The organism is Paraburkholderia sp. NPDC080076, assembly GCF_050281145.1.
GTDB lineage: Bacteria > Pseudomonadota > Gammaproteobacteria > Burkholderiales > Burkholderiaceae > Paraburkholderia.
This window is the reverse complement of the sequence record NZ_JBNNWQ010000003.1, coordinates 534939-557564: the sequence shown is the minus strand read 5'-3', so window position 1 is coordinate 557564 and position 22626 is coordinate 534939. Positions and strand designations below refer to the sequence as shown.

General features: G+C 62.8%; 16 protein-coding genes. 12 read left to right on the top strand and 4 right to left on the bottom strand.

Annotated features, from left to right (window positions below):
- The first annotated feature begins 569 nt into the window (after positions 1–569).
- The 8 genes from nirB to ACQKRQ_RS14745 all read left to right on the top strand — a co-directional run bounded on the left by nirB (position 570) and on the right by ACQKRQ_RS14745 (position 11539).
- The gene (nirB, locus tag ACQKRQ_RS14780; RefSeq protein ID WP_427477805.1) at positions 570–3110 is read left to right on the top strand and encodes a nitrite reductase large subunit NirB; all 2541 of its coding nucleotides are present in this window, start codon (positions 570–572) and stop codon (positions 3108–3110) included.
- A 32-nt stretch (positions 3111–3142) separates the two neighbouring features.
- Positions 3143–3496, top strand: a complete 354-nt coding sequence (nirD, locus tag ACQKRQ_RS14775) for a nitrite reductase small subunit NirD (protein WP_132374631.1) — start codon at positions 3143–3145, stop codon at positions 3494–3496.
- Positions 3497–3539: 43 nt separating this feature from the next.
- On the top strand, positions 3540–7736 hold the full coding sequence (locus ACQKRQ_RS14770) for a molybdopterin-dependent oxidoreductase (protein WP_427477803.1): 4197 nt from the start codon (positions 3540–3542) through the stop codon (positions 7734–7736).
- A 200-nt stretch (positions 7737–7936) separates the two neighbouring features.
- Positions 7937–9304 carry an MFS transporter gene (locus tag ACQKRQ_RS14765; RefSeq protein ID WP_408175406.1) on the top strand — a complete coding sequence of 456 codons (1368 nt, stop codon included), beginning with the start codon at positions 7937–7939 and terminating at the stop codon, positions 9302–9304.
- Positions 9305–9398: 94 nt separating this feature from the next.
- Positions 9399–10073 (top strand): type IV pili methyl-accepting chemotaxis transducer N-terminal domain-containing protein, encoded by a 675-nt coding sequence (locus tag ACQKRQ_RS14760; protein WP_427477801.1) that lies wholly within the window; start codon positions 9399–9401, stop codon positions 10071–10073.
- Between the two features lie 61 nt (positions 10074–10134).
- Positions 10135–10623 (top strand): MgtC/SapB family protein, encoded by a 489-nt coding sequence (locus ACQKRQ_RS14755; RefSeq protein WP_132374627.1) that lies wholly within the window; start codon positions 10135–10137, stop codon positions 10621–10623.
- A gap of 105 nt (positions 10624–10728) precedes the next feature.
- Positions 10729–11190 (top strand): SRPBCC family protein, encoded by a 462-nt coding sequence (locus ACQKRQ_RS14750; protein ID WP_132374626.1) that lies wholly within the window; start codon positions 10729–10731, stop codon positions 11188–11190.
- Complete coding sequence (locus ACQKRQ_RS14745; protein ID WP_132374625.1) at positions 11174–11539, top strand: ArsR/SmtB family transcription factor; 366 nt, start codon at positions 11174–11176, stop codon at positions 11537–11539. The genes ACQKRQ_RS14750 and ACQKRQ_RS14745 overlap by 17 nt, the downstream gene beginning before the upstream one ends.
- A 118-nt stretch (positions 11540–11657) precedes the next feature.
- On the opposite strand, the gene ACQKRQ_RS14740 is transcribed toward ACQKRQ_RS14745, so the two are convergent.
- The gene (locus ACQKRQ_RS14740) at positions 11658–12824 is read right to left on the bottom strand and encodes a porin (RefSeq protein WP_427477799.1); all 1167 of its coding nucleotides are present in this window, start codon (positions 12822–12824) and stop codon (positions 11658–11660) included.
- Between the two features lie 282 nt (positions 12825–13106).
- On the opposite strand from ACQKRQ_RS14740, the gene aldA reads away from it, so the two are divergent.
- From aldA to ACQKRQ_RS14720, 4 genes are all read left to right on the top strand, one after another.
- Positions 13107–14543: an aldehyde dehydrogenase gene (aldA, locus tag ACQKRQ_RS14735; protein WP_408175400.1), complete on the top strand. Its 1437-nt coding sequence runs from the start codon at positions 13107–13109 to the stop codon at positions 14541–14543.
- Positions 14544–14694: 151 nt separating this feature from the next.
- Complete coding sequence (locus ACQKRQ_RS14730; RefSeq protein ID WP_427477798.1) at positions 14695–16017, top strand: MFS transporter; 1323 nt, start codon at positions 14695–14697, stop codon at positions 16015–16017.
- Complete coding sequence (locus tag ACQKRQ_RS14725) at positions 16018–17235, top strand: mandelate racemase/muconate lactonizing enzyme family protein (protein ID WP_427477796.1); 1218 nt, start codon at positions 16018–16020, stop codon at positions 17233–17235.
- A gap of 70 nt (positions 17236–17305) precedes the next feature.
- Positions 17306–18967 carry a GMC family oxidoreductase gene (locus ACQKRQ_RS14720; protein ID WP_427477794.1) on the top strand — a complete coding sequence of 554 codons (1662 nt, stop codon included), beginning with the start codon at positions 17306–17308 and terminating at the stop codon, positions 18965–18967.
- 129 nt (positions 18968–19096) lie between these two features.
- Here the strand turns inward: ACQKRQ_RS14720 and ACQKRQ_RS14715 are convergent, their stop codons facing one another.
- From ACQKRQ_RS14715 to ACQKRQ_RS14705, 3 genes are all read right to left on the bottom strand, one after another.
- A complete protein-coding gene (locus ACQKRQ_RS14715; RefSeq protein WP_427477792.1) occupies positions 19097–20032 on the bottom strand; it encodes a LysR substrate-binding domain-containing protein in 936 nt (311 codons plus the stop codon).
- Positions 20033–20152: 120 nt separating this feature from the next.
- Entirely contained in the window at positions 20153–21631 is a 1479-nt protein-coding gene (gene styD / locus ACQKRQ_RS14710) for a phenylacetaldehyde dehydrogenase StyD (protein ID WP_427477791.1), read from the bottom strand.
- 37 nt (positions 21632–21668) lie between these two features.
- Positions 21669–22565, bottom strand: coding sequence for a hypothetical protein (locus ACQKRQ_RS14705; RefSeq protein ID WP_427477789.1), 897 nt, complete (start codon positions 22563–22565; stop codon positions 21669–21671).
- Positions 22566–22626 lie beyond the last annotated feature (61 nt).

Sequence of the window (22626 nt, the reverse complement as noted above, 5' to 3'; positions counted from 1 at the left end):
GCTGTTTCGCTTCAAGCGCGGCGAAACACAACGTTGTGTTTCGTCTGCATCGGTGTGTGCGACATGTCATGGCGGCTGCGTTGCCGCCATGAACTCGCCACGGCTTACGCAAGGACTACGCCATCCATCAACGAAGTGCGCTTCACGCCTTGCCACACCTCGCGAATAACGCCTTGAACAGTCGCGCCACGCACCGTTCGCGGGCCCGCACCTCGCACGTGCGGGGTGCTGCGTCGCACCATCCATGTGCCTCGCTGCATCAAAACGCGTCGCGCGTGCGCTGCGCCGCGCAGCTGTGCCATCGGCCGCAAAGCCCCGCGCCACGGCCTCTTTGCGAGCATTTCACGTAACTGGCACAGGCTTTGCATTAAGCCTTGCCATCGGATCAACGTGGATCCGGCGCGCGTGCAACACAAAGTACTCGCTGCAGGACAGGTCAGGACAACGGCGTCCCCCGAATTCAGTCATCGACTGGGTTCGCGGGACGCCGTTTTTTATTTCCGGAATTCGTTTTCGCCCCATGCCATACGGCGTTGCACGCAACCCAGCACATTGAGGAAACCGCGGTCATGAAAATCATCGTTATCGGTCACGGGATGGTCGGTCACAAACTGATCGAGTGCCTCGCACAAGACGCCGCGCACGGTCTCGACATCACGGTGCTGTGCGAAGAATCGCGTCCGGCCTACGACCGCGTGCACCTGTCCGAGTTTTTCGCGGGCAAGACGGCGGACGATCTGTCGCTGGTCGAGCCGGGTTTCTTCGAACGCCAGAACGTTTTGCTCAAGCTGAACGCGAAGGCCGTGGCGATCGATCGCGATGCGCGCACCGTGACGGTATCGACGGGCGAAACGTTGGCTTACGACAAGCTGGTCTTCGCGACCGGCTCCTATCCGTTCGTGCCGCCGGTGCAAGGCCGTGAGCGCGCCGATTGCTTCGTGTACCGAACCATCGACGACCTCGAAGCGATGCGCGAATGCGGCGCGCGTTCGAAGACAGGCACGGTGGTCGGCGGCGGACTGCTCGGTCTCGAATGCGCGAAGGCGCTGCGCGACATGGGTCTGCAAACGCACGTGGTCGAATTCGCGCCGCGTCTGATGGCCGTACAGGTGGACGATGGCGGCGGCCGCGTGCTGCGTACCAAGATCGAAGAACTGGGCGTCACGGTGCACACGCAGAAGAACACCACGGCGATCGTCGACGGCGAAGCGGGCACGCACCGCATGCAATTCGCGGACGGCAGCCACCTCGACACCGACATGATCGTGTTCTCCGCGGGCATCCGTCCGCGTGACGATCTGGCTCGCGACAGCGGCCTGGCGCTCGGCCCGCGCGGCGGCATCGTGATCGACAACGCGTGCCGCACCAGCGATCCGCACATCTATGCGATCGGCGAGTGCGCGCTGTGGAACGGTCAACTGTTCGGCCTCGTGGCGCCGGGCTACGACATGGCCCGCACGGTGGCGAAGCAATTGCTCGGTGATACGGCCGAATTCGCCGGCGCCGACATGAGCACCAAGCTCAAGCTGATGGGCGTGGACGTGGCGAGCATCGGCGACGCGCACGGCAACACGCCAGGCAGCCGCGCCTATCAGTTCAGCGACGAACGCAAGCAGGTCTACAAGAAGCTGGTGGTGTCCGAGTGCGGCAAATATCTGCTCGGCGGCGTGATGGTAGGCGACGCCGGCGAATACGGGACGCTATTGCAGATGATGTTGAACCGCGTCGAATTGCCGGCGTCGCCTGAATTCCTGATCCTGCCGCAAGCAGACGGCAACGCGAAGCCCGCGCTCGGCGTCGATGCCTTACCCGCTTCAGCGCAGATCTGTTCGTGCAACAACGTCTCGAAGGCCGACCTGTGCGCCGCCGTGTGCGCGGGCGCCACCGACATCGGCGCGCTCAAGTGCGCGACCAGCGCCGGCACGTCGTGCGGCGGTTGCGTGCCGCTCGTCACGCAGGTGATGAAGGCCGAGATGAAGAAGCAGGGGCTCGCGGTCAACAACCACGTCTGCGAACACTTCGCGTACTCGCGCCAGGAGCTGTATCACATCGTGCGCGTGGAAGGCGTGCGCAGCTTCGGCGAATTGCTCGCGAAGCACGGCCACGGCCTCGGCTGCGATATCTGCAAGCCGGTGGTGGCGAGCGTGCTCGCGTCTTGCTGGAACGAGTTCGTGCTGAAGAAGGAGCATGCCTCGCTGCAGGACACCAACGACTACTACCTCGCCAACATTCAGCGTGACGGCACCTATTCGGTCGTGCCGCGCATGGCGGGCGGCGAAGTCACGCCCGACGGCTTGATCGCGGTCGGCCAGGTCGCCAAGAAATACGGCCTCTACACGAAGATCACCGGCGGTCAGCGCGTCGATCTGTTCGGTGCGCGCGTCGAGCAATTGCCGCTCATCTGGGAAGAACTGATCGCCGCCGGTTTCGAATCTGGCCACGCCTACGGCAAGTCGCTGCGCACCGTGAAGTCGTGTGTCGGTTCGACGTGGTGCCGCTACGGCGTCGGCGATTCGGTGGGTCTCGCGGTCGAGATCGAAAACCGCTACAAGGGCCTGCGTACCCCACACAAGATCAAATTCGGCGTGTCGGGCTGCACCCGCGAATGCGCGGAAGCGCAGGGCAAGGACGTCGGCATCATCGCGACCGAGAAGGGCTGGAATCTCTATGTATGCGGCAACGGCGGCATGAAACCGCGCCACGCCGAACTGCTTGCGTCGGACCTCGATAAGGAGACGCTGATGCGCTACATCGACCGTTTCCTGATGTTCTACGTGCGCACCGCCGACCGTCTGCAACGCACCAGCGTGTGGCGCGAGAACCTCAAAGGCGGCCTCGACTATCTGATCGACGTGGTCGTCAACGATCGGCTTGGCGTGGCCGGTGAACTCGAGTCGGAGATGCAGCACGTGGTCGACACCTACGAATGCGAATGGAAGAAGGCCGTCACCGATCCCGAAACGCGCAAGCGCTTCCGTCATTTCGTCAACAGCGGCGAGTCGGACAGCAACGTCGCCTTCGTCGAGGAGCGTGGCCAGATCCGGCCGGCCACGCTCGCCGAGCGGCGCTCGAAGCTCGCCGCGATTCCTGTTGTCGTTGAAACCGTTTGATTGAACCGCACCATTCACCGAGGACTTCCGTCATGAACAACGATCGCCTGCCACGCGCCTGGACGCCGGTTTGCCCGCTCGACGACATCGTGCCCAACACGGGTGTTTGCGCGCTCGTCAACGGCGAACAGGTCGCGGTTTTTCACGTAAACAAGGGCGACGCGGACAGCATCGTGTACGCGATCGAGAACTTCGATCCGGGCTCGCAGGCGGCGGTGCTCTCGCGCGGATTGATCGGCAGCCTCGGCGAGCGGATCGTGGTGGCCTCGCCGATCTACAAGCATCACTTCGATCTGCGCACTGGCGAGTGCCTCGAAACACCGGCGCATTCCGTCGGTGCGTTCGCCGCGCGCGTGGAAGACGGCCACGTGTGGGTCGCGGTTTGAGCCGCTGATTTGTCTGAAACCTTTTCAAACGACGTTGCCCGCCATGTCCTCCACTAGCGTAAAAACCGTGTGCCCTTACTGCGGCGTTGGCTGCGGCATGGTGCTGCACGTCGAGGACGGCCAGGTCGTGAAAATCTCCGGCGACAAGGAGCATCCGGCCAACTTCGGACGGCTGTGCACGAAAGGGCAGTCTGCGCATGTCGCGTTGCGCAAGTCGGGACGTCTCGAAGACGCATTCGTGCGTCACGCGCGCGGCCAGGACCCGGCGCCGCTGCCGATGGCGCAGGCGATCAGCACCACGGCGGCGCGTCTGCGCGGCCTGCTCGATGAGCACGGGCCGGACGCGCTGTCGTTCTACGTTTCCGGGCAGATGTCGATCGAAGCGCAGTACCTCGTCAACAAGCTCGCCAAGGGCTTTGTCGGCACCAATAACATCGAATCGAATTCGCGCCTGTGCATGGCGAGCGCGGGCAGCGGCTACAAACTGTCGCTCGGCGCGGACGGCCCGCCGGGATCGTACGAAGACATCGACCACGCCGACCTGTTCTTCGTGATCGGCGCGAACATGGCCGACTGTCACCCGATTCTGTTCCTGCGCATGATGGATCGCGTGAAGGCCGGCGCCAAGCTGATCGTCGTCGATCCGCGCCGCAACACGACCGCGGAGAAGGCCGATCTCTTCATGCAGATCAAGCCGGGCACCGATCTCGCGTTGCTCAACGGCCTGCTGCATCTGCTGCACGAAAACGGCCATACGGATGCCGCATTCATCGCCGAGGCGACCGAAGGCTGGGACGTGATGCCCGCGTTTCTCGCCGACTACACGCCGGAGCACGTCGCGCGGATCACCGGCCTCGCCGTCGAGGATATCCGCGAGGCCGCACGCATGATCGGCAGCGCCAAAGAGTGGATCAGTTGCTGGACCATGGGTCTGAATCAAAGCACGCACGGCACGTGGCACACCAACGCGATCTGCAACCTGCATCTGGCGACGGGCAAGATTTGCCGGCGCGGCAGCGGCCCGTTTTCGCTGACGGGCCAGCCCAATGCGATGGGCGGCCGCGAGATGGGTTACATGGGGGCGGGCTTGCCGGGGCAGCGTTCGGTGCTGGTCGAAGAAGACCGCGCGTTTATCGAAGACCTGTGGCGCATTCCGACGGGCTCGCTCAAGCCGCAGGTCGGCAACGGCACGATCGATATGTTCGCGCGCATGGCGGCGGGTGAGATCAAGGCGTGCTGGATCATCTGCACGAATCCGGTGGCGAGCGTGGCGAATCGTCAGAACGTGATCGACGGATTGAGCGCGGCGCAACTCGTGATTGCGCAGGACGCGTTCCTCGATACCGAGACCAACCGCTACGCCGACGTGCTTCTTCCTGGCGCGCTGTGGGCCGAGGCCGAAGGCGTGATGATCAACTCCGAGCGCAATCTCACGCTGATGCAAAAGGGCATCGAGCCGCCGGGCGCCGCGTTGCCGGATTGGCAGATCATCGCGCGCGTCGCGTGTGAAATGGGGTTTGCCGATGCCTTCACTTATGCGAGCGCCGAGGAAGTGTTTGCGGAAATCACCCGCGCGTCGAATCCGAAGACCGGCTACGACCTGCGCGGCGCGAGCCATCGCCGCCTGAAAGAAGCGCCGTTGCAATGGCCGCTTGCATCGGATGATTCGGCCGATCGCAATCCGGTTCGCTATATCAACGACGGCGTGAGTCAAACGCTCAAGGAACGGCCGGACGGCAGCCGTCCGCAGTTCGTGTTTCCAACCGCGAGCGGCAAGGCGGCGTTCTTCGCGCGCGCCTACGCGGCGCCGGCTGAACTGCCGGATCGTGAATTCCCGATCGTGCTGAATACGGGCCGCTTGCAGCATCAATGGCACACGATGACCAAGACCGGCAAGGTCGCGATGCTCAACAAGCTGAACCCCGGCCCGTTCGTCGAGATCCATCCCGAAGATGCCGCCACGCTCGGCATCAAGGCAAAAGACCCGGTGGAGATTCGTTCGCGCCGCGGCCGCGCGGTCTTGCCGGCTGTCGTGACCGAACGCGTGAGCGCAGGCAACTGTTTTGCACCGATGCACTGGAACGACGTATTCGGCGACGACCTGTGCATCAACGCGGTGACGAGCGACGCCATCGACCCGGTCTCGCAGCAGCCCGAACTCAAGTTTTGCGCGGTCGCGCTGAGCCCGGTGGCGCCCGAGCGCGTCGCGCCTTTCCTGAGTGACGACGATGCATTGTTGACCGATGCATCCGTTGCGGTTGCCGCGAGCGTGGCGCCGGCCAACACCGCATCGGCAAGCGCCGAGGATCTGGATATGCCCCGTATCGATGCACTCACCAGCCTGTTGCAGGTGCCGTCGACACCCGCGCCTTCGTTCACCGATCAGGAGCGTGTCTATCTGGCCGGCTTCGTGAATGGACTGCGCTCGGCGGAAGCGCAAGGCATCGACCGCACGCCGGTTCTGCCGGGTAACGCGCCGTTCGATACGACGAGCCGTCTTTACGTGGATGGTTTGTTGGCCGGTCTCTATAGCCGCAGCGCGACAATGCCCGCCACTGCACGTGCGGCGTCGCATGCCGAAGCTTCGCACGCATCCGGTGTGCGCATCGTGCGAGCGCGGCCGAAGGTGACGTTACTGTGGGCCTCGCAAACCGGCAACACCGAGTCGTTGACCGAAGCCTATGCCACGCGGCTAATGGAGTCGGGCTTTGAAATCCGCACGTCGTGCATGGCGGACTATCAAGCTTCGACGCTTGCCAAAGCTCAATACGTGTTGCTGATGACGAGCACGTTCGGCGACGGCGATCCACCCGACAACGCACAAAGTCTATGGACGCAATTGAGCGGCGAAAGCGCGCCGCGGCTCGACGGCGTGCGCTTCGCGGTGCTCGCTCTGGGCGATCGCAATTATGACCAGTTCTGCGGCCACGGCCGCCGCCTCGATGAGCGGCTCGCCGAGCGGGGCGCGCTGCGTTTGATGGAGCGCGTCGATTGCGATGGCGAGTATCAGCAGAGCGCGGACGCGTGGCTCGAACGCATCGTCGTGCGTATCAAGGAAGAGGATGCCGCGCTATATGCCGTGCCGCCGGGCGGCATGATCAACGCGGTGGTGCCGGGCACGGTGCCGACCAAAACGCGGCCGGCCGCGTCGCGGCTCGTTAGCAATCTGCGCCTGAACAAGCCGGGCGCGGCGAAAGACACGCGCTACTTTTCGCTGAGCACGCGCGATTCGGGACTCGAATACGAAGCAGGCGATGCGCTCGGCGTATGGCCGAGCAACTGCCCGGAACTGGTCGACGAATTGATCGCGCTGAGCGGCGTGAACGCGGATGCGGCGGTGAACGTGTCAGGCGTCGGCGAGATGCGTCTTGCCGACGCACTCGGCAAGCACTACGAGATCGCGCGCCCGAATCCGGATCTGCTCGCGTTCGTCGCTGCGCGCAGCAACAACGGGGCGCTGCGGGATCTGCTGTCGCCCGAGCGCAAAGCCGATCTCAAGCAATGGTTGTGGGGCCAGCAGATCGCCGACGTTTTGCATGAATTTCCAGTGAGCCTCACGGCAGCCGAATTGACCGGCCTGCTCAAGCGTTTGCAGCCGCGTCTGTATTCGATTGCGTCGAGCCCGAAGGCGCACGCGGGCGAAGTTCATCTGACGGTTGCCGCGGTGCGCTACAGCAATGGCCGGCGTCATCGCAAAGGCGTGTCGTCGACGTTTCTCGCCGACCGTGCGGGCGATGTCAACGTGCCCGTGTTCGTGCAGAAGTCCGCACACTTTCGTCCTCCTCATGGTTCGGACACGCCGATGATCATGGTCGGTCCCGGCACCGGCGTTGCACCGTTTCGCGGCTTTCTGCACGAGCGGCGTGCACGCGGCGACACGGGGCGCAACTGGCTCTTCTTCGGCGAGCAGCACGCTGCCTCGGATTTCTACTATCGCGACGAACTCGAATCGATGCGCGACAGCGGCGTGCTGAACCGGCTCGATGTCGCGTTCTCGCGCGATCAGGCGGACAAGGTCTATGTGCAGGACCGTATGCGCGAGCAGGGTGCGCAATTGTGGTCATGGCTCGAAGACGGTGCGCATTTCTACGTATGCGGCGACGCCAACCGGATGGCGAAGGATGTCGACGCGGCGCTCAAGGAAGTGGTGGCGCGGCACGGCGGCATGAGCGATGAAAAAGCCCTCGACTACGTGAACCGTCTCGCGCAGGAAAAGCGCTACGCACGCGACGTTTATTGATGGCCGCGGGGTTGTCAGCGCGACGAACACGCTCGCCGCTTCAAGGTTTCAAAGAGTACGCAGTACAGCTTCAAAAGACGGAGCCACATGGCATGGAGGTTGCATGTTTATGCCGGTTTTCAACATCGTGATCATTCCGGTGCGTGGCGCGTAGCGCGATCTGCCGGATAGTCGAAAAATCAGTTTTGTGAGGATATCTGATGAAAAACGTGATGAGCTCCCTAAAGAGTGGGGACTGGCGCGCGCTAGTGGCGTGTTTCCTCTATTTCGACACTGGCTTTACCGTCTGGGTCCTGTATGGACCGCTCGCGCCATTCATCAGCAAGAGCATCGCGATGACGCCCGCGCAACAAGGTTTGCTGGTTGCGGTGCCGGTGCTCTCGGCCGCGATTCTGCGCGTGACGCTCGGCAACCTGTATCAATCCGCGCACGGCAAGCGCATTGCGCTGATGGGCGTGCTGCTGTCGGCGGTGCCGACGATCGTGTTGCCGTTGATGCCGTCCGTGCCGTCGTACACGGTGCTGCTGGTGCTCGGCGTATTTCTCGGCGTCGGCGGTGCCAGTTTCGCCGTGGCGCTGCCGATGGCGGGCAGCAACTATCCGCCGAAGGTGCAGGGCCTCGTGTTGGGTCTCGCCGCGGCCGGCAATATCGGCGCGGTGCTCGACGGCTTCCTGTTCCCGCAACTGGCCACGCACTACGGCTGGCAGATGGCGGCCGGCGGCGCACTGCCGTTGCTCGCGATTGCCGCGATCACGCTGTATTTCTGGGCCAACGATTCCGGCGTGAAAACCGGCAGCGTGCTGCGCGCATTCGGCAGTTTCGCGGTGACGCTGGTCGGATTGATCGTGCTGGTGCTGCTGGTCGAAGCCGGCATGTTCGGCTCCGGCAAGACGGGTGTGCTGCTGTTGCCGGTGATCGGTGCACTGCTCGCGATCGCGGTGTTGCCCAAGCGCTATCGCGCGGTGCTGGCCGAGCGTGACACGTGGGCGATCATGCTGGTGTACAGCATTACGTTCGGCGGTTTCGTCGGCATGTCCTCGTATGTGTCGCTGCTCCTGACCAACCTCTATCAGCTCTCGAAGATCGACGCGGGCCTCTTCATGGCATTGCTCGCCGCGACCGGCGCAATGGTGCGTCCGCTCGGCGGCCTGATCGCCGACAAGGTGTCTGGGGTGCGCGCGCTGACCTTCCTGCTCGCCATCATCTCGCTGTGCGACTTCGTGTTCGCCGCGGCCATGCCGGCGATGGCCGGTGGCATCACGCTGCTGCTGTGCCTGTATGTGGCCTTCGGTCTCGGCAACGGCGCGACGTTCCAGCTGGTGCCGCATCGCTGGGCGGGCCGCACGGGCTTGATGTCGGGCATCGTCGGCGCCGCGGGCGGTATCGGCGGATTCTATCTGCCGGTCGTGATGGGTATCGCGAAGGAAAGCACGGGCAGCTATCAGATGGGCTTTGCGACGTTCGGCGCGCTGGCGGCATGCGCGTTCGTCGCGATCGTCGCGCTGCGCCGTCCGTGGATGGCGTGGTCGATGCACTCCGGTGTGATGCACGCGCACGCGACGGAGTAATGCAGTAACGCAGTAACGCGAGCAATCCGCGCCTCCACGCTGAGTGGAGGCGCGGATCGCGCGACGGGGCCGATCAAAATCATAAGAAGTCGACATGAGCATCACGACAGAACGGGTTCACGCACCACCGTCCGAAGCGGACGTCTCCAGCGAGGTGTTGAGCTCGTTGATCAATCTGGCGGGGCGTCAGCGGATGCTCTCGCAGCGCATCGTGTTGAAGGCGATGCTGGCATTTCAACAGTTCGACGGCGCGCTGGCGATCGCACGCGATACTCTGAACACATTTACCGACAGCCACACGGTGCTGACCCAGGGCCGCGATGGTCTGCCCGGCCTGTTTTCCCCAGCGTTGCGCGAAGCATTTCACGGCCGCGAAAATGTCGCGAGGAAGATCGCGGACTTCATCGCGCTGGCTTCGGCGGCGTTGGACGCGATCGGGCGCGCTTCACCGCGCGCGGACGATGCGTTGAATGCGCTGATCGATTCCGTCGATCCGTTGTTGACGCATCTGCACGGCGTCACGGCTGTCTATGAACAGGAAAGCCGGCGTATAGCGCGTTTGCAGAAAAAAGAGCAACAGCAGTTGATCGAGCGGATCAAGGCGATCGCGAAAGAAGCGCATATCGTCTCGTTCAACGGTCAGATCGTGGCGAGCCGCGCGCATGTGACCGGCCGCGAGTTCGCCGTGGTGGCCGGCGTGATGACATCGATCACGAAGGAACTGGAGGCTGTGGTGAGCGCGTTCGTGAAGAAGACGACGGCGGGATGAGCCACGCAGTGCGGCGTTATTGTCGTATGCTTGGCGTTTTCCGGACTGTCGGGCAAATGTAATGGACAACTGGTGGCACGCGGTGTGGGCAGTCGCCCGGGCAGAATTCTCCGACCTCGGCAGCATGGCCGACGTCTTGCAGGTCCTGATGCGCCTCGGACTCGCGTTGATACTCGGCGGCATACTCGGTTTCGAGCGCGAGATGTCACGGCGCGACGCCGGCATGCGCACGCACATGATGGTGTCGGTCGGCGCGGCCTTGTTCGTGGTCGTTCCGCTGCAGGCCGGGTTCTCGCAGGACAACATGAGCCGGGTGTTGCAAGGACTCGTGTCCGGTGTCGGTTTTCTGGGCGCGGGCGCCATCATCAAGCTCAGTGCCGAGCGCGAGGTGCGCGGCCTGACGACGGCGGCAAGCCTGTGGCTGAGCGCGGGCGTCGGCGTGGCGGCGGGGCTCGGGCGCGAGGCCACGGCGATTCTCAGCGTAGCGATCGCGCTCGCCATTCTGTCGAGTGCGCGCCTGTTCAAAAGTCGCGAACAGGAAGAGAAGTAGGGACGTGGCAGGCCCTCGTTCCTACGAAAAAACGCCATCGAAACATGCAGGCAATCACTTGCATGTTGACCACGTTGCTCCTAATATGCAGTCAGGAGGCTGCATATGAACACATCGACCGATCGCATTGAAAAACAGATTCTGCTGAAGGCGCCGCGCTCGCGGGTCTGGCGCGCGTTGTCCAATGCCGAGGAATTCGGCAACTGGTTCGGCGTGAATCTTACCGGCAAGCAGTTCGTGGCCGGCCAGTCCGTGAAGGGCAATATTACCTATCCGGGTTACGAGTATCTCGTCATGGACGTGCATGTCGAGCGCGTCGAGCCGGAGCATCACCTGTCGTGGCGCTGGCATCCGGCCGCGGTCGACATCACGGTGGACTATTCGCCGGAGCCGACTACCCTGGTCGTCTTCGAGTTGACCGAGGTCGCATCGGGCACGTTGTTGCGCGTAGTCGAGTCGGGCTTCGATCAGCTTCCCGCCGGCCGCCGCGAAGAAGCGTTCCGCATGAATAACGGTGGGTGGGAAGAGCAGATGGCCAACATCGAACAGCATGTCACCAAGGGTTAAGAAGGCGTTTGGCGCAGCGGATCTGAAGGCGTCGGTGCTGCGCAGTTCCGCGCCGATTTTCGCCGCGCTCGGCGATGAGACACGTCTACGTCTGGTCGCCGTGTTGTGCGCGGGCAGCGCGATGTCGATCGCGCAACTCACTGCGGGAACGGACATTACGCGGCAGTCCGTCACGCAGCATTTGCAGGTGCTCGCCAATGCGGGTCTCGTGCGCGACGTCAAGGTGGGCCGTGAACGCTTGTGGGAATTCGAGCCCACCCATCTCGACGAAGCGCGCCGCGCGCTCGACGCGATCTCGCGGCAGTGGGATCACGCGCTGTCGAGGTTGAAGGCGGCGGTGGAGGAGTGAGGGATGCCGACGTACGCGTTCAGAAAACCCGCGTTGTATACGGAACGTGAACAAAGAAAAAATTTGAACACCCCAGAAAGGCTACCGCCGCCCCCACAACCCACCTGCGCCAGCCCCCTTAAAACTTATGCCGCAGCGCAACCCGAACAGCGACCTGCGTGCCCGTCGACGACGGCGCCTGCACACCCGGAATGAACGCATTGTCGAGAATCGAGTTAGTCGAATCGCCCGCGACCTTCTGATACTCGCCCTGCACATACACGTCGGTACGCTTCGACAGGTTGTAGTCCGCCATCAAGCCCACCGAGTGGATCTTCGGCTTCACGCTGCCTGACGACGCATCGTAGGTCTCCATCGTGTACACGTACTGAGCGCCGACGAAGAACGCGGGCGTGAACTGGTATTTGCCGTTCACTTCGAAGTTCTGATACTTCAGCGTATTCAACGTCACGCCCGGCGCGGCCAGCGGCATGCCGATATAGCCGTTGCCGGTCGGATTCTTGTAGTTCGAATTGGTGTAGGCAAAACCGGCGGTCGCCGAACCGAACGTGTAGTTGATGCCGCCGCCGAACACCCGCATGCGTCCGGCGATAAAACTCGCGTCGTTCGCGGTAATCGCGCCAGTCGAACCCGCGCCGGGATTGTCCGCTTGCATATAGGCCGCGGCGACCAGCAGGCCGCCGTTCGCATACTGTCCGCCGAAGCTATACGCGCGGTTGTTCGCAAAGTTGGTGTCGTTGCTGAACGCGTAAGCGCCGCCGAACTGGAAGCCCGCCATCTCCGGGCTCGCGTACTTCACGCTATTGCCGAGGCGGAACGAGTTGTCGGTGTTGTCGTTGTCATACGGATGCGCGAACAGGTAGCCGGCCCAGTTGCCGTTGGCCGTGGTCTGCGCGAGGTAATCGACCACCGAATCGTACTGGCGACCGAGCGTGACCGTGCCGAAACGGCCGTCGCTCAGCCCAACGTACGCCTGGCGGCCGAACATGCGGCCGCCCTGGCCGAGCCGTCCCGAACTCACGTCGAAGCCATTTTCCAGTTGAAACACGGCCTTCAGCCCGCCGCCCAGATCCTCCGAACCCTTCATGCCCCAACGGCTGCCTTGCGCATAGCCGCTCGCCATTTCCCAGACCGCGCCGTGCCCCGCGTTGTTGGTGTAGTCGATGCCTTCGTCGAGCACGCCATACAGCGTCACGCTGCTTTGAGCGAAGGCCGGCGACGCCGCCAGCGCAATGAGTGACGTGAGCGCCGTGAATGCGGCGGTGGCAATGCGGTTCTTTTTCATCGTGAGCTCCAGACCTTGGTAGTGAGCGGGCCGAATTTCGGGCAGACCCGAAGGCGTTCGACGCCCGCTGCTTTTTGGCAAAGCCCGGATTCTGCTATTTGCGATAGCAAACGCGTATGAGGCACATCCCTGGATAAACATGATTTTTTCGAATGTTTGTCCCGCGAATTATTCGCTTGTGGCCGGCAGTGCCCCGGAGAAAAATTCCGTTCATGCACCTTTGGCATGCAAGCCATAGCCGAGGGCAATGCGTTTTTCGCACCATGCTTTCAGGAGACGACCATGCGACTCGATCGGAATTTTGCTAACGGCCGGTTTATCGAACCCGCGACTGACACCGCTAGCAGCGAGCTCATCGCCGTCTGCAATCCGGCCACCGAGACCGTGATCGCTCATGTAACGGGTGCCACCGAGGCCGAAGCCATCGCCGCGGTCGACGCCGCCGCTGTCGCGCAAAAGGGCTGGCGCAAGCTGCCTTCAGCCGAGCGCGCGGTGTATCTGCACAAGCTTGCCGATGCGCTGACCGAATGCGCGCCGGCCATCGGCGCGGCGCTCGCGCTGGAGTCGGGCAAGAGCGTGGCCGACGCCACCAACGAAGCGATCTACGCCGGCCAGATCACGCGCTATCACGCGGAGTGGGCGCGCCGCATCGAAGGCGAAGTGATTCCGAGCGATACGCCCGACGAAAACCTCGTGTTGCATCGCGAGCCGATCGGCGTGGTTGCGTGCCTGATCCCGTTCAACTACCCCGTCTATACGTTCATGCGTAAAGTGGCGCCGGCGCTGATCGCCGGCAACACGGTCGTCGTGCGCCCGAGCAACAACACGCCGACGTCCGCATTCGAAATCGCCAAGGCGGTGGAGAAGGCCGGTTTGCCGGCGGGCGTGGTGAACATTCTCGCGATGAACCATGCCACCGCCGAAGCGCTTTGCACGCATCCCAAGGTCGGCATGATCACGCTGACGGGCAGCGTCGGCGCGGGCCGCAAGGTGCTCGAATATTGCAAGGCGAACATCGCCAAGCCGTCGCTCGAACTGGGCGGTAAGACGCCCGCGATCATCGAGGCCGATGCCGATCTCGAGAAGGCCGCGCGCGACCTGGTCGCCTCCAAGACCACGCATTGCGGCCAGTTGTGCACGGCGATCGAACGGGTCTATGTGCAGGAAAGCGTGCATGACCGCTTCGTCGCGCTGCTGAAAAAGCACATGAGCGCGGTGGAGAGCGGCGATCGCAGCGAGCAGCCGTCGCTGATGGGCCCGCTCGTCAACGAGGCGTCGCGCCAGTCGATTCACGCGATGGTTCAACGCGCCATCGCGGCGGGCGCCACGCTCGAAACCGGTGGCAAGCTGCCGCAAGGCAAAGGCTTCTTCTATCCGGCCACGTTGCTGTCGAATTGCCGTCAGGACATGGAAATCATCCAGGAAGAAACCTTCGGTCCGATCATGCCGGTCGTCAAATACCGCACGCTCGACGAAGCGCTGGAAATGGCCAACGATCATCAATTCGGTCTCTCGTCGGTGCTGTATACGGAGAACTATCGCGGTGCGATGAAGATCGCCAACGGCATCGAAGCCGGCGAGCTGTATGTGAACCGCACGCCGGCCGATCCGTATCAGGGCTTTCACGCCGGCTGGAAACGTTCGGGCCTCGGCGGCGACGACGGCAAGCACGGCATGCTCGAATTCACCCAGACCCGTCTCGTGGTCATGAAGTACTGAAGTTGAACCGGCACACGCCGCACGTTGAAACGACGGCGCGTGTCTCCATTGCAACCTGAAAGCGCGGCGAATCTGCTGCCAGTCCATAACAAAACATATTGGAGACCGGGCGGCCCGATGGGCTGGCGCTGTGTCTCTGAGGAGCGCTCACGTGTCATCTCAACCCGTCCGAACCGACGCTTCGCTCGCTTTAAGCGACGAAGAGGCCGCCCTGCAAAACAGTAAGGCGCAACGCTATATCCAGCTCATCCTGCTGGTGATCGCAGCCGGCGCGATCTACCCGATTCTATATCTGCGGCAGGTGTATCAGCCAACGATGCTCGAAGTGTTCCACATCACCGATAGCCAGCTCGGCTACCTGTATTCGTCGCTGGGCACGATTTTTCTGTTGAGTTATCTGCCGAGCGGCTGGCTTGCGGACCGGATCGCGCCGCGTTTGCTGATCTGTTTTTCGCTGATCGCCACCGGTGTGCTCGGGCTGTGGTATTCGACCGCACCGTCGTTCCCGATGCTGATGATGATCTTCGGCGGCTGGGGTTTGTCGACCGGCTTGACGTTCTGGGCCGCGGTCATCAAGCGCGTGACCATGATTGCCGGCACGCATGAGCAGGGCCGTTTCTTCGGCTTGCTCGACGGCGGACGCGGCCTGATCGAAGCCATGCTCGCTACCATCGCGATCACGCTGTTCGCATGGGTGACGCAGACCAAAGGCGAACCGGTCGCGGCCGGTTTCAAGCTGGTGGTCTACATGTACGCGTTTCTTTGCATTGCGCTCGGCGTCGTGCTCGCACTCGTCAAAGACCCGCAAGGCACCGAAGATGCAGCCGCCAATCGCGCCGCGCGCCAACGCAACAACGTGCTGGTCGATCTGAAGACGCTCGCGAAGATTCCAGAACTGTGGCTGGTCGCCGCCATCGTGTTCTGCGGCTACCAGGTGTTCTGGGCCACCTACAGTTTCTCCGCCTATCTGCATGAAGGCGAGATCGGCCTGACGGTCGTGATGGCCGGCACGATCACTACGCTCAAGCTGTGGATGCGGCCGATCGGCGGCATTGGCGGCGGCTTTCTCGGCGACCGCTATTCGAAGGTCTCGGTGCTCGTGATCGCGCTCTTTCTCGCCGCGCTGTCGCTGGTGGGCCTGATGGCGGCGCCGCGTATTTCGAGCCACGCGCTGCTGGTGTTCCTCGTGCTGTTCATCGGCATTCTGACTTACGCGATTCGCGGCCTGTACTGGTCGCTGCTGGATCGCTGCAATATTCCGGTGACCACGATGGGCCTCGCGATCGGCTTGATCTCCGTGCTGGGTTATTCGCCGGACGTGTTCCTGCCGCTCATCAACGGCTATCTGACGCAGACGTTCCCAGGCGTCTTCGGCTACCAGCTCTACTTCGGCTATGTGGCCGTCATGGCGGCGCTCGGCGGCTTTGCCGGGCTCGCGCTGAGAAACATGCTCAACAGAAAAGAAGGTGCGTAAATGAAAGTTGTCTCGCTCGAAACGCATATCGTTGCCGTACCGCCGCCGCACGTGGGCGGCATGTACTGGATCTTCGTCAAGCTCAAGACCGATTGCGGGATTGAAGGTGTCGGCGAAATCTATTCGGCGACGTTCCATCCGAAAGCGATGACCCACATCATCGACGATGTATTCGGCCGCTATCTGCTCGACAAGGACCCGCATCACATCGAGCGGCTCTGGCGCGAGGCGTATTCGAGCGGTTTCACGCAACGCCCCGATCTGACGATGATGGGCGTGGTCAGCGGCCTGGAAATGGCGTGCTGGGACATTATCGGCAAGGCGGCTAACAAGCCGGTGTATGAGTTGCTGGGCGGCATGGTGAATCAGCGCCTGCGTTCATATACCTATCTGTACCCGAAGAACAGCCGCGGCGAATACGACTACGATGATCCCGATCTGGCGGCCGAATGCGCGCTTGAAAACGTCAAGCGCGGCTTCACTGCGGTGAAGTTCGATCCGGCTGGACCGTACACGGCGTACTCGGGTCATCAGTTGTCGATGGAAGTGCTGGACCGTTGCGAAACCTTCTGCCGCCGTGTGCGCGAAGCGGTGGGCAGCAAGGCGGATCTGCTGTTCGGCACGCATGGGCAGATGGTGCCCTCGTCGGCGATCCGGCTGGCGAAGCGACTGGAAAAATACGATCCGCTGTGGTTCGAAGAGCCGGTGCCGCCGGGTCAGGAAGGCGCGATGGCGCAGGTCGCGCAGCACACCAGCATTCCGATTGCGGCCGGCGAGCGCCTCACCACCAAGTACGAGTTCTTCAAGCTGCTGGAAGCCGGCGCCGCGTCGATTCTGCAACTGAATGTGGCGCGCGTGGGCGGCCTGCTCGAAGCGAAGAAAGTCGCGGCGCTGGCCGAGGTGTACTACGCGCAGATTGCGCCGCACCTGTACAACGGGCCGATCGGCGCGGCGGCCAGCATTCAGCTCGCGACGTGCACGCCGAACTTCCTGATTCAGGAAAGCATCGGCACGTGGGACGGTTTTCATGCGGCCGTGCTGAAGAAGCCGATTCAATGGGAAGACGGCTACATCATTCCGTCGCAGGAACCGGGTCTCGGCGTCGAACTGAACATGGAGGTCGTCAGGCAGCACACGCCCTACACCGGGGAGCGTCTGCATCTGCAGATGGCGGCGCAACCGGCCGATGTGAAAGACCTCGCGCCGGCCGAGGGTTGAGCGCGGTTTGAGTCTGGCGGGTTTCACCACTACGTTTCAATGGATTGAGCGCCGTCTGGCGACATAGAGCATGAACTACGATTACATCATCGTCGGCGCGGGTTCGGCGGGCTGCATTCTCGCCAATCGCCTGTCGGCGTCGGGCCAATATTCGGTGCTGCTGCTCGAAGCGGGTGGCAAGGACAGCTCGTTCTGGTTCAAGATTCCGGTGGGTTTCACCAAGACGTACTACAACGAAACCTATAACTGGATGTACTACAGCGAGCCGGAAAAAGAACTCGACAACCGGCCGATCTATTGTCCGCGCGGCAAAGTGCAGGGCGGCTCGGGCTCGATCAACGCGATGATCTACGTGCGCGGCCAGCCGCACGATTTCGACGATTGGGCCGCCGCCGGCAACACGGGCTGGGCGTTTCGCGACGTGTTGCCGTACTTCCGCAAGCTCGAATCGCATCCGCTCGGCAACACGGAATATCACGGTGCCGACGGCCCGATCCGCATCTCGCCGATGAAAGATGCGGTGCATCCGATTTGCCACGTGTTTCTGAAAGGCTGCGATCAGGCCGGCTATCAGAGCAGCGACGACTTCAATGGCGCGCAATTCGAAGGCGCCGGCATCTACGACGTGAATACACGTAACGGCCAGCGCTCGTCGAGCAGCTTCGAGTATCTGCACCCGGTGTTGTCGCGCAAGAATCTGACCGTCGAGCGCGACGTGCTGGCAAGCCGCGTTCTATTCGACGGCAACCAACGCGCGATCGGCGTGAGCGTCACGCAGAACGGCGTCACGCGGCAATTCATGGCGACGCGCGAAGTGATTCTGTCGGCGGGCGCGGTCGATTCGCCGAAGCTGCTGCAACTCTCCGGCGTGGGCGACAGCGCACTGCTGGCGAAGCATCGCATCGCGATGGTCAAGGAACTGCCCGCCGTGGGCCAGAATCTGCAGGATCATCTGTGCGTGAGCTTCTACTATCGCGCGAACATGAAGACGCTGAACGACGAGATGCGGCCGCTGCTCGGCAAGCTCAAGCTCGGTCTGCAATATCTGCTGACGCGCAAGGGGCCGCTCGCGATGAGCGTGAATCAGTCGGGCGGGTTCTTCAAAGGCAACGATCAGCAAGCGCAGCCGAATCTGCAGTTGTACTTCAATCCGTTGTCGTACCGCATTCCGAAGAGCAACAAGGCGAATCTCGAACCTGAACCGTACTCGGGCTTTCTGCTGGCGTTCAATCCGTGCCGGCCGACGAGCCGCGGTTCGATCGAGATCGCATCGAATCGCGCCGAGGATGCCGCGAAGATCCGTATCAACGCGCTAACCACGGAGAAGGACATCGACGAAGTGATCCAGGGTTGCGAACTGGTGCGCAAGGTGATGGCGTCGCCGGCGCTGAAAGCGATCACGGTCGAGGAAATCTCGCCGGGACCGCAGGTGAATACGCGCGAAGGTTTCCTGCGGTACTTCCGCGAGCAGTCGGGGTCGATCTATCACCTGTGCGGTTCGTGCGCGATGGGCGACGATCCACGCACGTCGGTGGTGGATGCACGTTTGCGTGCGCACGGCATTGACGGCTTGCGCGTGGTGGATGCGTCGATCTTTCCGAATATCACGTCGGGCAATATCAATGCGCCGACCATGATGGTGGCGGAGAAGGGCGCCGACATGATTCTCGAGGATGCGGCGCGCGAAATTGCGTACCGGCCCGCGGCGGCGGAGATGGCCGCGGCGGCTTAATGGCTCGCTTGGCCTGGCCGTGTTGGGCTAGTGGCCACGTAGTGTGAAACCGCGCCGATGGCATCGCATCGGCGCGTTTTTTTTCGTTCGAAGCGGTGCATAGGGCGCACCGCGATGCCACTCAGCGCCTCAACCCGCGTCGCTCAACGGCGCCGACTCCGACGCATCGAGCGCCCGCCCGCTCAACCAGATTTCCTGTTGCAGCCAGTCGCGGAACAACGCGACGTGCGGTAGTTCATCCTGTTCCGCGCGCGTGACGAACCAGTACGACTGATGCCCGTCCACATGCACATTCAGCACTTGCACGAGTTGGCCTTCGGCCAGTTCGCGCGCGATCATATGACGGTCGGCGATGGTCACGCCGAGCCCGTCGGTCGCGGCGCGAATGGCGTGATCGAGCAGATCGAATTCATAACCGCCACGAGTATCCACGTTTTCAATCCCCGCCGCCTTCAGCCAATGCTGCCAGGTGAGGTAGCGCTGATCGGCGCTCGCCAGCACGTGCAATAGCGTGAACTGATTCAGGTCGATCGCCGCGCGGCCCGCCTGACGTGCGAGCAACGCGGGCGAGCAGACGGCGATATGCCGCTCGCTCATCAACAGACGGTTGTCGACGCCTTCCCACTCGCCATTGCCGAAGCGGATCGCGCAGTCGAGCACACCGGATTCCGCGAGGTTATCGTCGACACGGGTCGACAGACTCAGTTCGAGGTGCGGATGCGCATCACGCAGGCGGCCGAGGCGCGGCATCAGCCAACGGCTCGTGAAGGTGGGCGGCGCATTGATGCGCAGGCGGTTGCGGTGGGTTTTTTCTTGCAGGCCGCGAACCGTGAGTTCGATGCGGTCAAAGGATTGCTGCAGCGCTTGCAGAAGAATGCGGCCGGCAGCCGACAGTTCCAGATGGTGATGGTGACGCTGCAGGAGCGTCTCGCCCAGTTGCGCCTCGAGCTGCCGGACCTGGCGGCTAACCGCGCTTTGCGTGACGTTGAGCAGTTCCGCGGCGCGGGTGAAGCTGCCCGTGCGGCCGGCGACTTCGAAGGCTTTCAGCGCATTCAGCGCGGGCATTTTGCGTTTCAAGATGTTCGACCGGAGGTAAGGCGCGGTAGCGCGATGTCCCGGTATTTTACTGGTTTGCCTGCGCGGCGCGTTGCCTTCCTCGCGCCGCGCCGCGCAGGCACCGCATCATTAGTAAGCGATGCAGATCGACTTGCTCTCCGTATACGAGTCGATGATCGCCTTGCCATGTTCACGGCCGATGCCGGATGCCTTGAAGCCGCCGAACGGCATGGCCGGGTCGACCATATTGTGCGTGTTGACCCATACCGTTCCGGCCTCGATGCCGTCCACGAGCCGCAGCGCCTTGTCGAGCTGGTTGGTCCACACGCTCGCGCCGAGTCCATACTCTGAGGCGTTTGCCTGAGCGAGCACTTCGTCCAGGTCGTCATAGGGCATGGCGACCAGCACAGGGCCGAACACCTCTTCCTTGATGACGGAAAGCGGCTTGCAGGCGCGATTGGCGATCACCGTCGGACGCACGAAGTAGCCGTCGCGGTCCACGTGGGCATCGCGCGAGAGGATCTCGCCACCTTCGTCCTTGCCTTGGGCAATCATGCCGGCCACCTTGTCGCGGTGCCGCGCGGAGACCATCGGGCCCATCTGCGTCGCCGCGTCGAAACCGGAGCCGAGCGTGATGCCGTCCGCGACGGCGGCAATGCCTTGCACGACTTCGTCATAGATCGAGCGCGCGACATACAGGCGCGAGCCCGCCGTGCAAACCTGGCCGTGGTTGAAGAAGATCGCGCCGGCCGCGCCTTCGATCGCCTTGCGCGGGTCGCAGTCGTCGAGCACGATCACCGGGCTCTTGCCGCCCAATTCGAGCGACGCACGCTTCAGATCGTCCGCGCATTGACGACCGATGATGCGCCCGACCTCGGTCGATCCGGTGAACGTGACCTTGTTCACCAGTGGATGCCGCACGAGCGCCGCACCGGCGGTTTCGCCACGGCCAGTGACCACGTTGAATACGCCGGCAGGGAAACCCGCTTCGTGCGCGAGTTCGGCGAGGCGGATGGCGGTCAACGGAGTCTCTTCGGCGGGTTTGAGCACGACGGTGCAACCGCAGGCCAGCGCCGGGGCGATCTTCCACACTGCCATCAGCAGTGGGAAATTCCACGGGACGATCGCCGCGACCACACCGGCCGGCACGCGTTTGGTCGACGCGTTGTAACGCGTGCCAGGCGGGAAGGGAATCGACAGATCGAAGGTGGTGCCTTCGATCTTGGTCGCCCAGCCGGCCATATAACGCAACCACTGGACGCTGCCCGCCACTTCCAGCATCTTGGAGAAGCCGATCAGCTTGCCTTGATTCAGCGTTTCCAGCGTGGCGAGTTCGTCGCTGTGCCGCTCGACGAGGTCGGCCAGTTTGAGCAGCAGGCCCTCGCGAACGACCGGCGGCATTCTGCGCCAGGCGTCGGATTCGAAGGCCGCCTTCGAGGTTCTGACCGCGTGATCGATATCCGCTTCGGATGCGTCGGGGATCTGCGCGATTTCTTCGGCGGTGGCCGGGTTGAAGACCGGAAAAGTTTTGCCCGCGGCACTACCAGTTTTTTCGCCGTTGATGAACATGGTGCGCGGCAACGTGGCCGCTAGCTTGTGTTCGTTCATGGTGGTTCGTCTCCGTTGGGGTTGAGTGGCCGTGGCGCTAGCCGGAAGGGTTCGCCTGACGGCGGTATGGACCTGGGCGAAGGTGGATGTGTTGCCTTGCACGCCAGTGTGTTGCTAACGACGCGGCACAGATCACGTTCGCCGTCGCGCTCAATGTGTACAGCACAACGAATCCGTCGCCGAAAAAGTAGGGTGTGGTCGACAATGCCGCGCCGAGCACCATGCCGATGTGATGCGCGACGCCGGGGCAGCTCGCGCGCAATACGCTGGTCGAGTTGCCGCGCAAGTTCACTAGTGCGGGAATCGTCAGGCAGTCAAGAATCAGGAAGATCGCTGCCGCAAGCGGTGCGAGCGCGGGATTGTCGCTTGCCGCGAGCGTGCCGATCAGCACCGCACGCGCGATGTACAACCCCATCAGCATGCGATGGCCGCGCGAGCGTTCGGCGATGAATGCCAGCGCGCAGACTGCGGCAAGTGAAAGCGCAACATGCCAGAACGGCTGTGCACCGCTTAGGCCGCAAATCGCAAAGAGCTGGAAGCGGGCGAGACTGCCGCTCGACAGTCCCGCAAGCAACGCGAGCAGAGCCGTTGCGCCTGAAGGAGTCGCCGCCTTGACCGAGTCGGAGTCATGTGCGCTGCTGCGATCCACGTCGTGACGCGATTCGGCGTTGGCGAGCAAACGGTAGAACAACATGCCGAGGAAGCCCGTCACGATCATCAGCAAGGCAATGGCGATGCCATGCGCTGAACCATTCAGATACGCCGGTACGCTATTCATCGCGCTGACCGTCACGATCAGCGTCGCCGCACTAGCCAGCATCGTGTAGCGGCCCGATGAGCGCGACATCAGCAATGGCACGCTCATCATGGCCGCCAGCATCAGCGCGCTCATCCACAGCGCGGTGGCGTGGCGACCGAGAGCGGCCTGCGTCAACAGCGCAGCGCCGCCTCCCGCGAGGCACACGCATGCCGCACTCGCGCACAGCATGCATGCG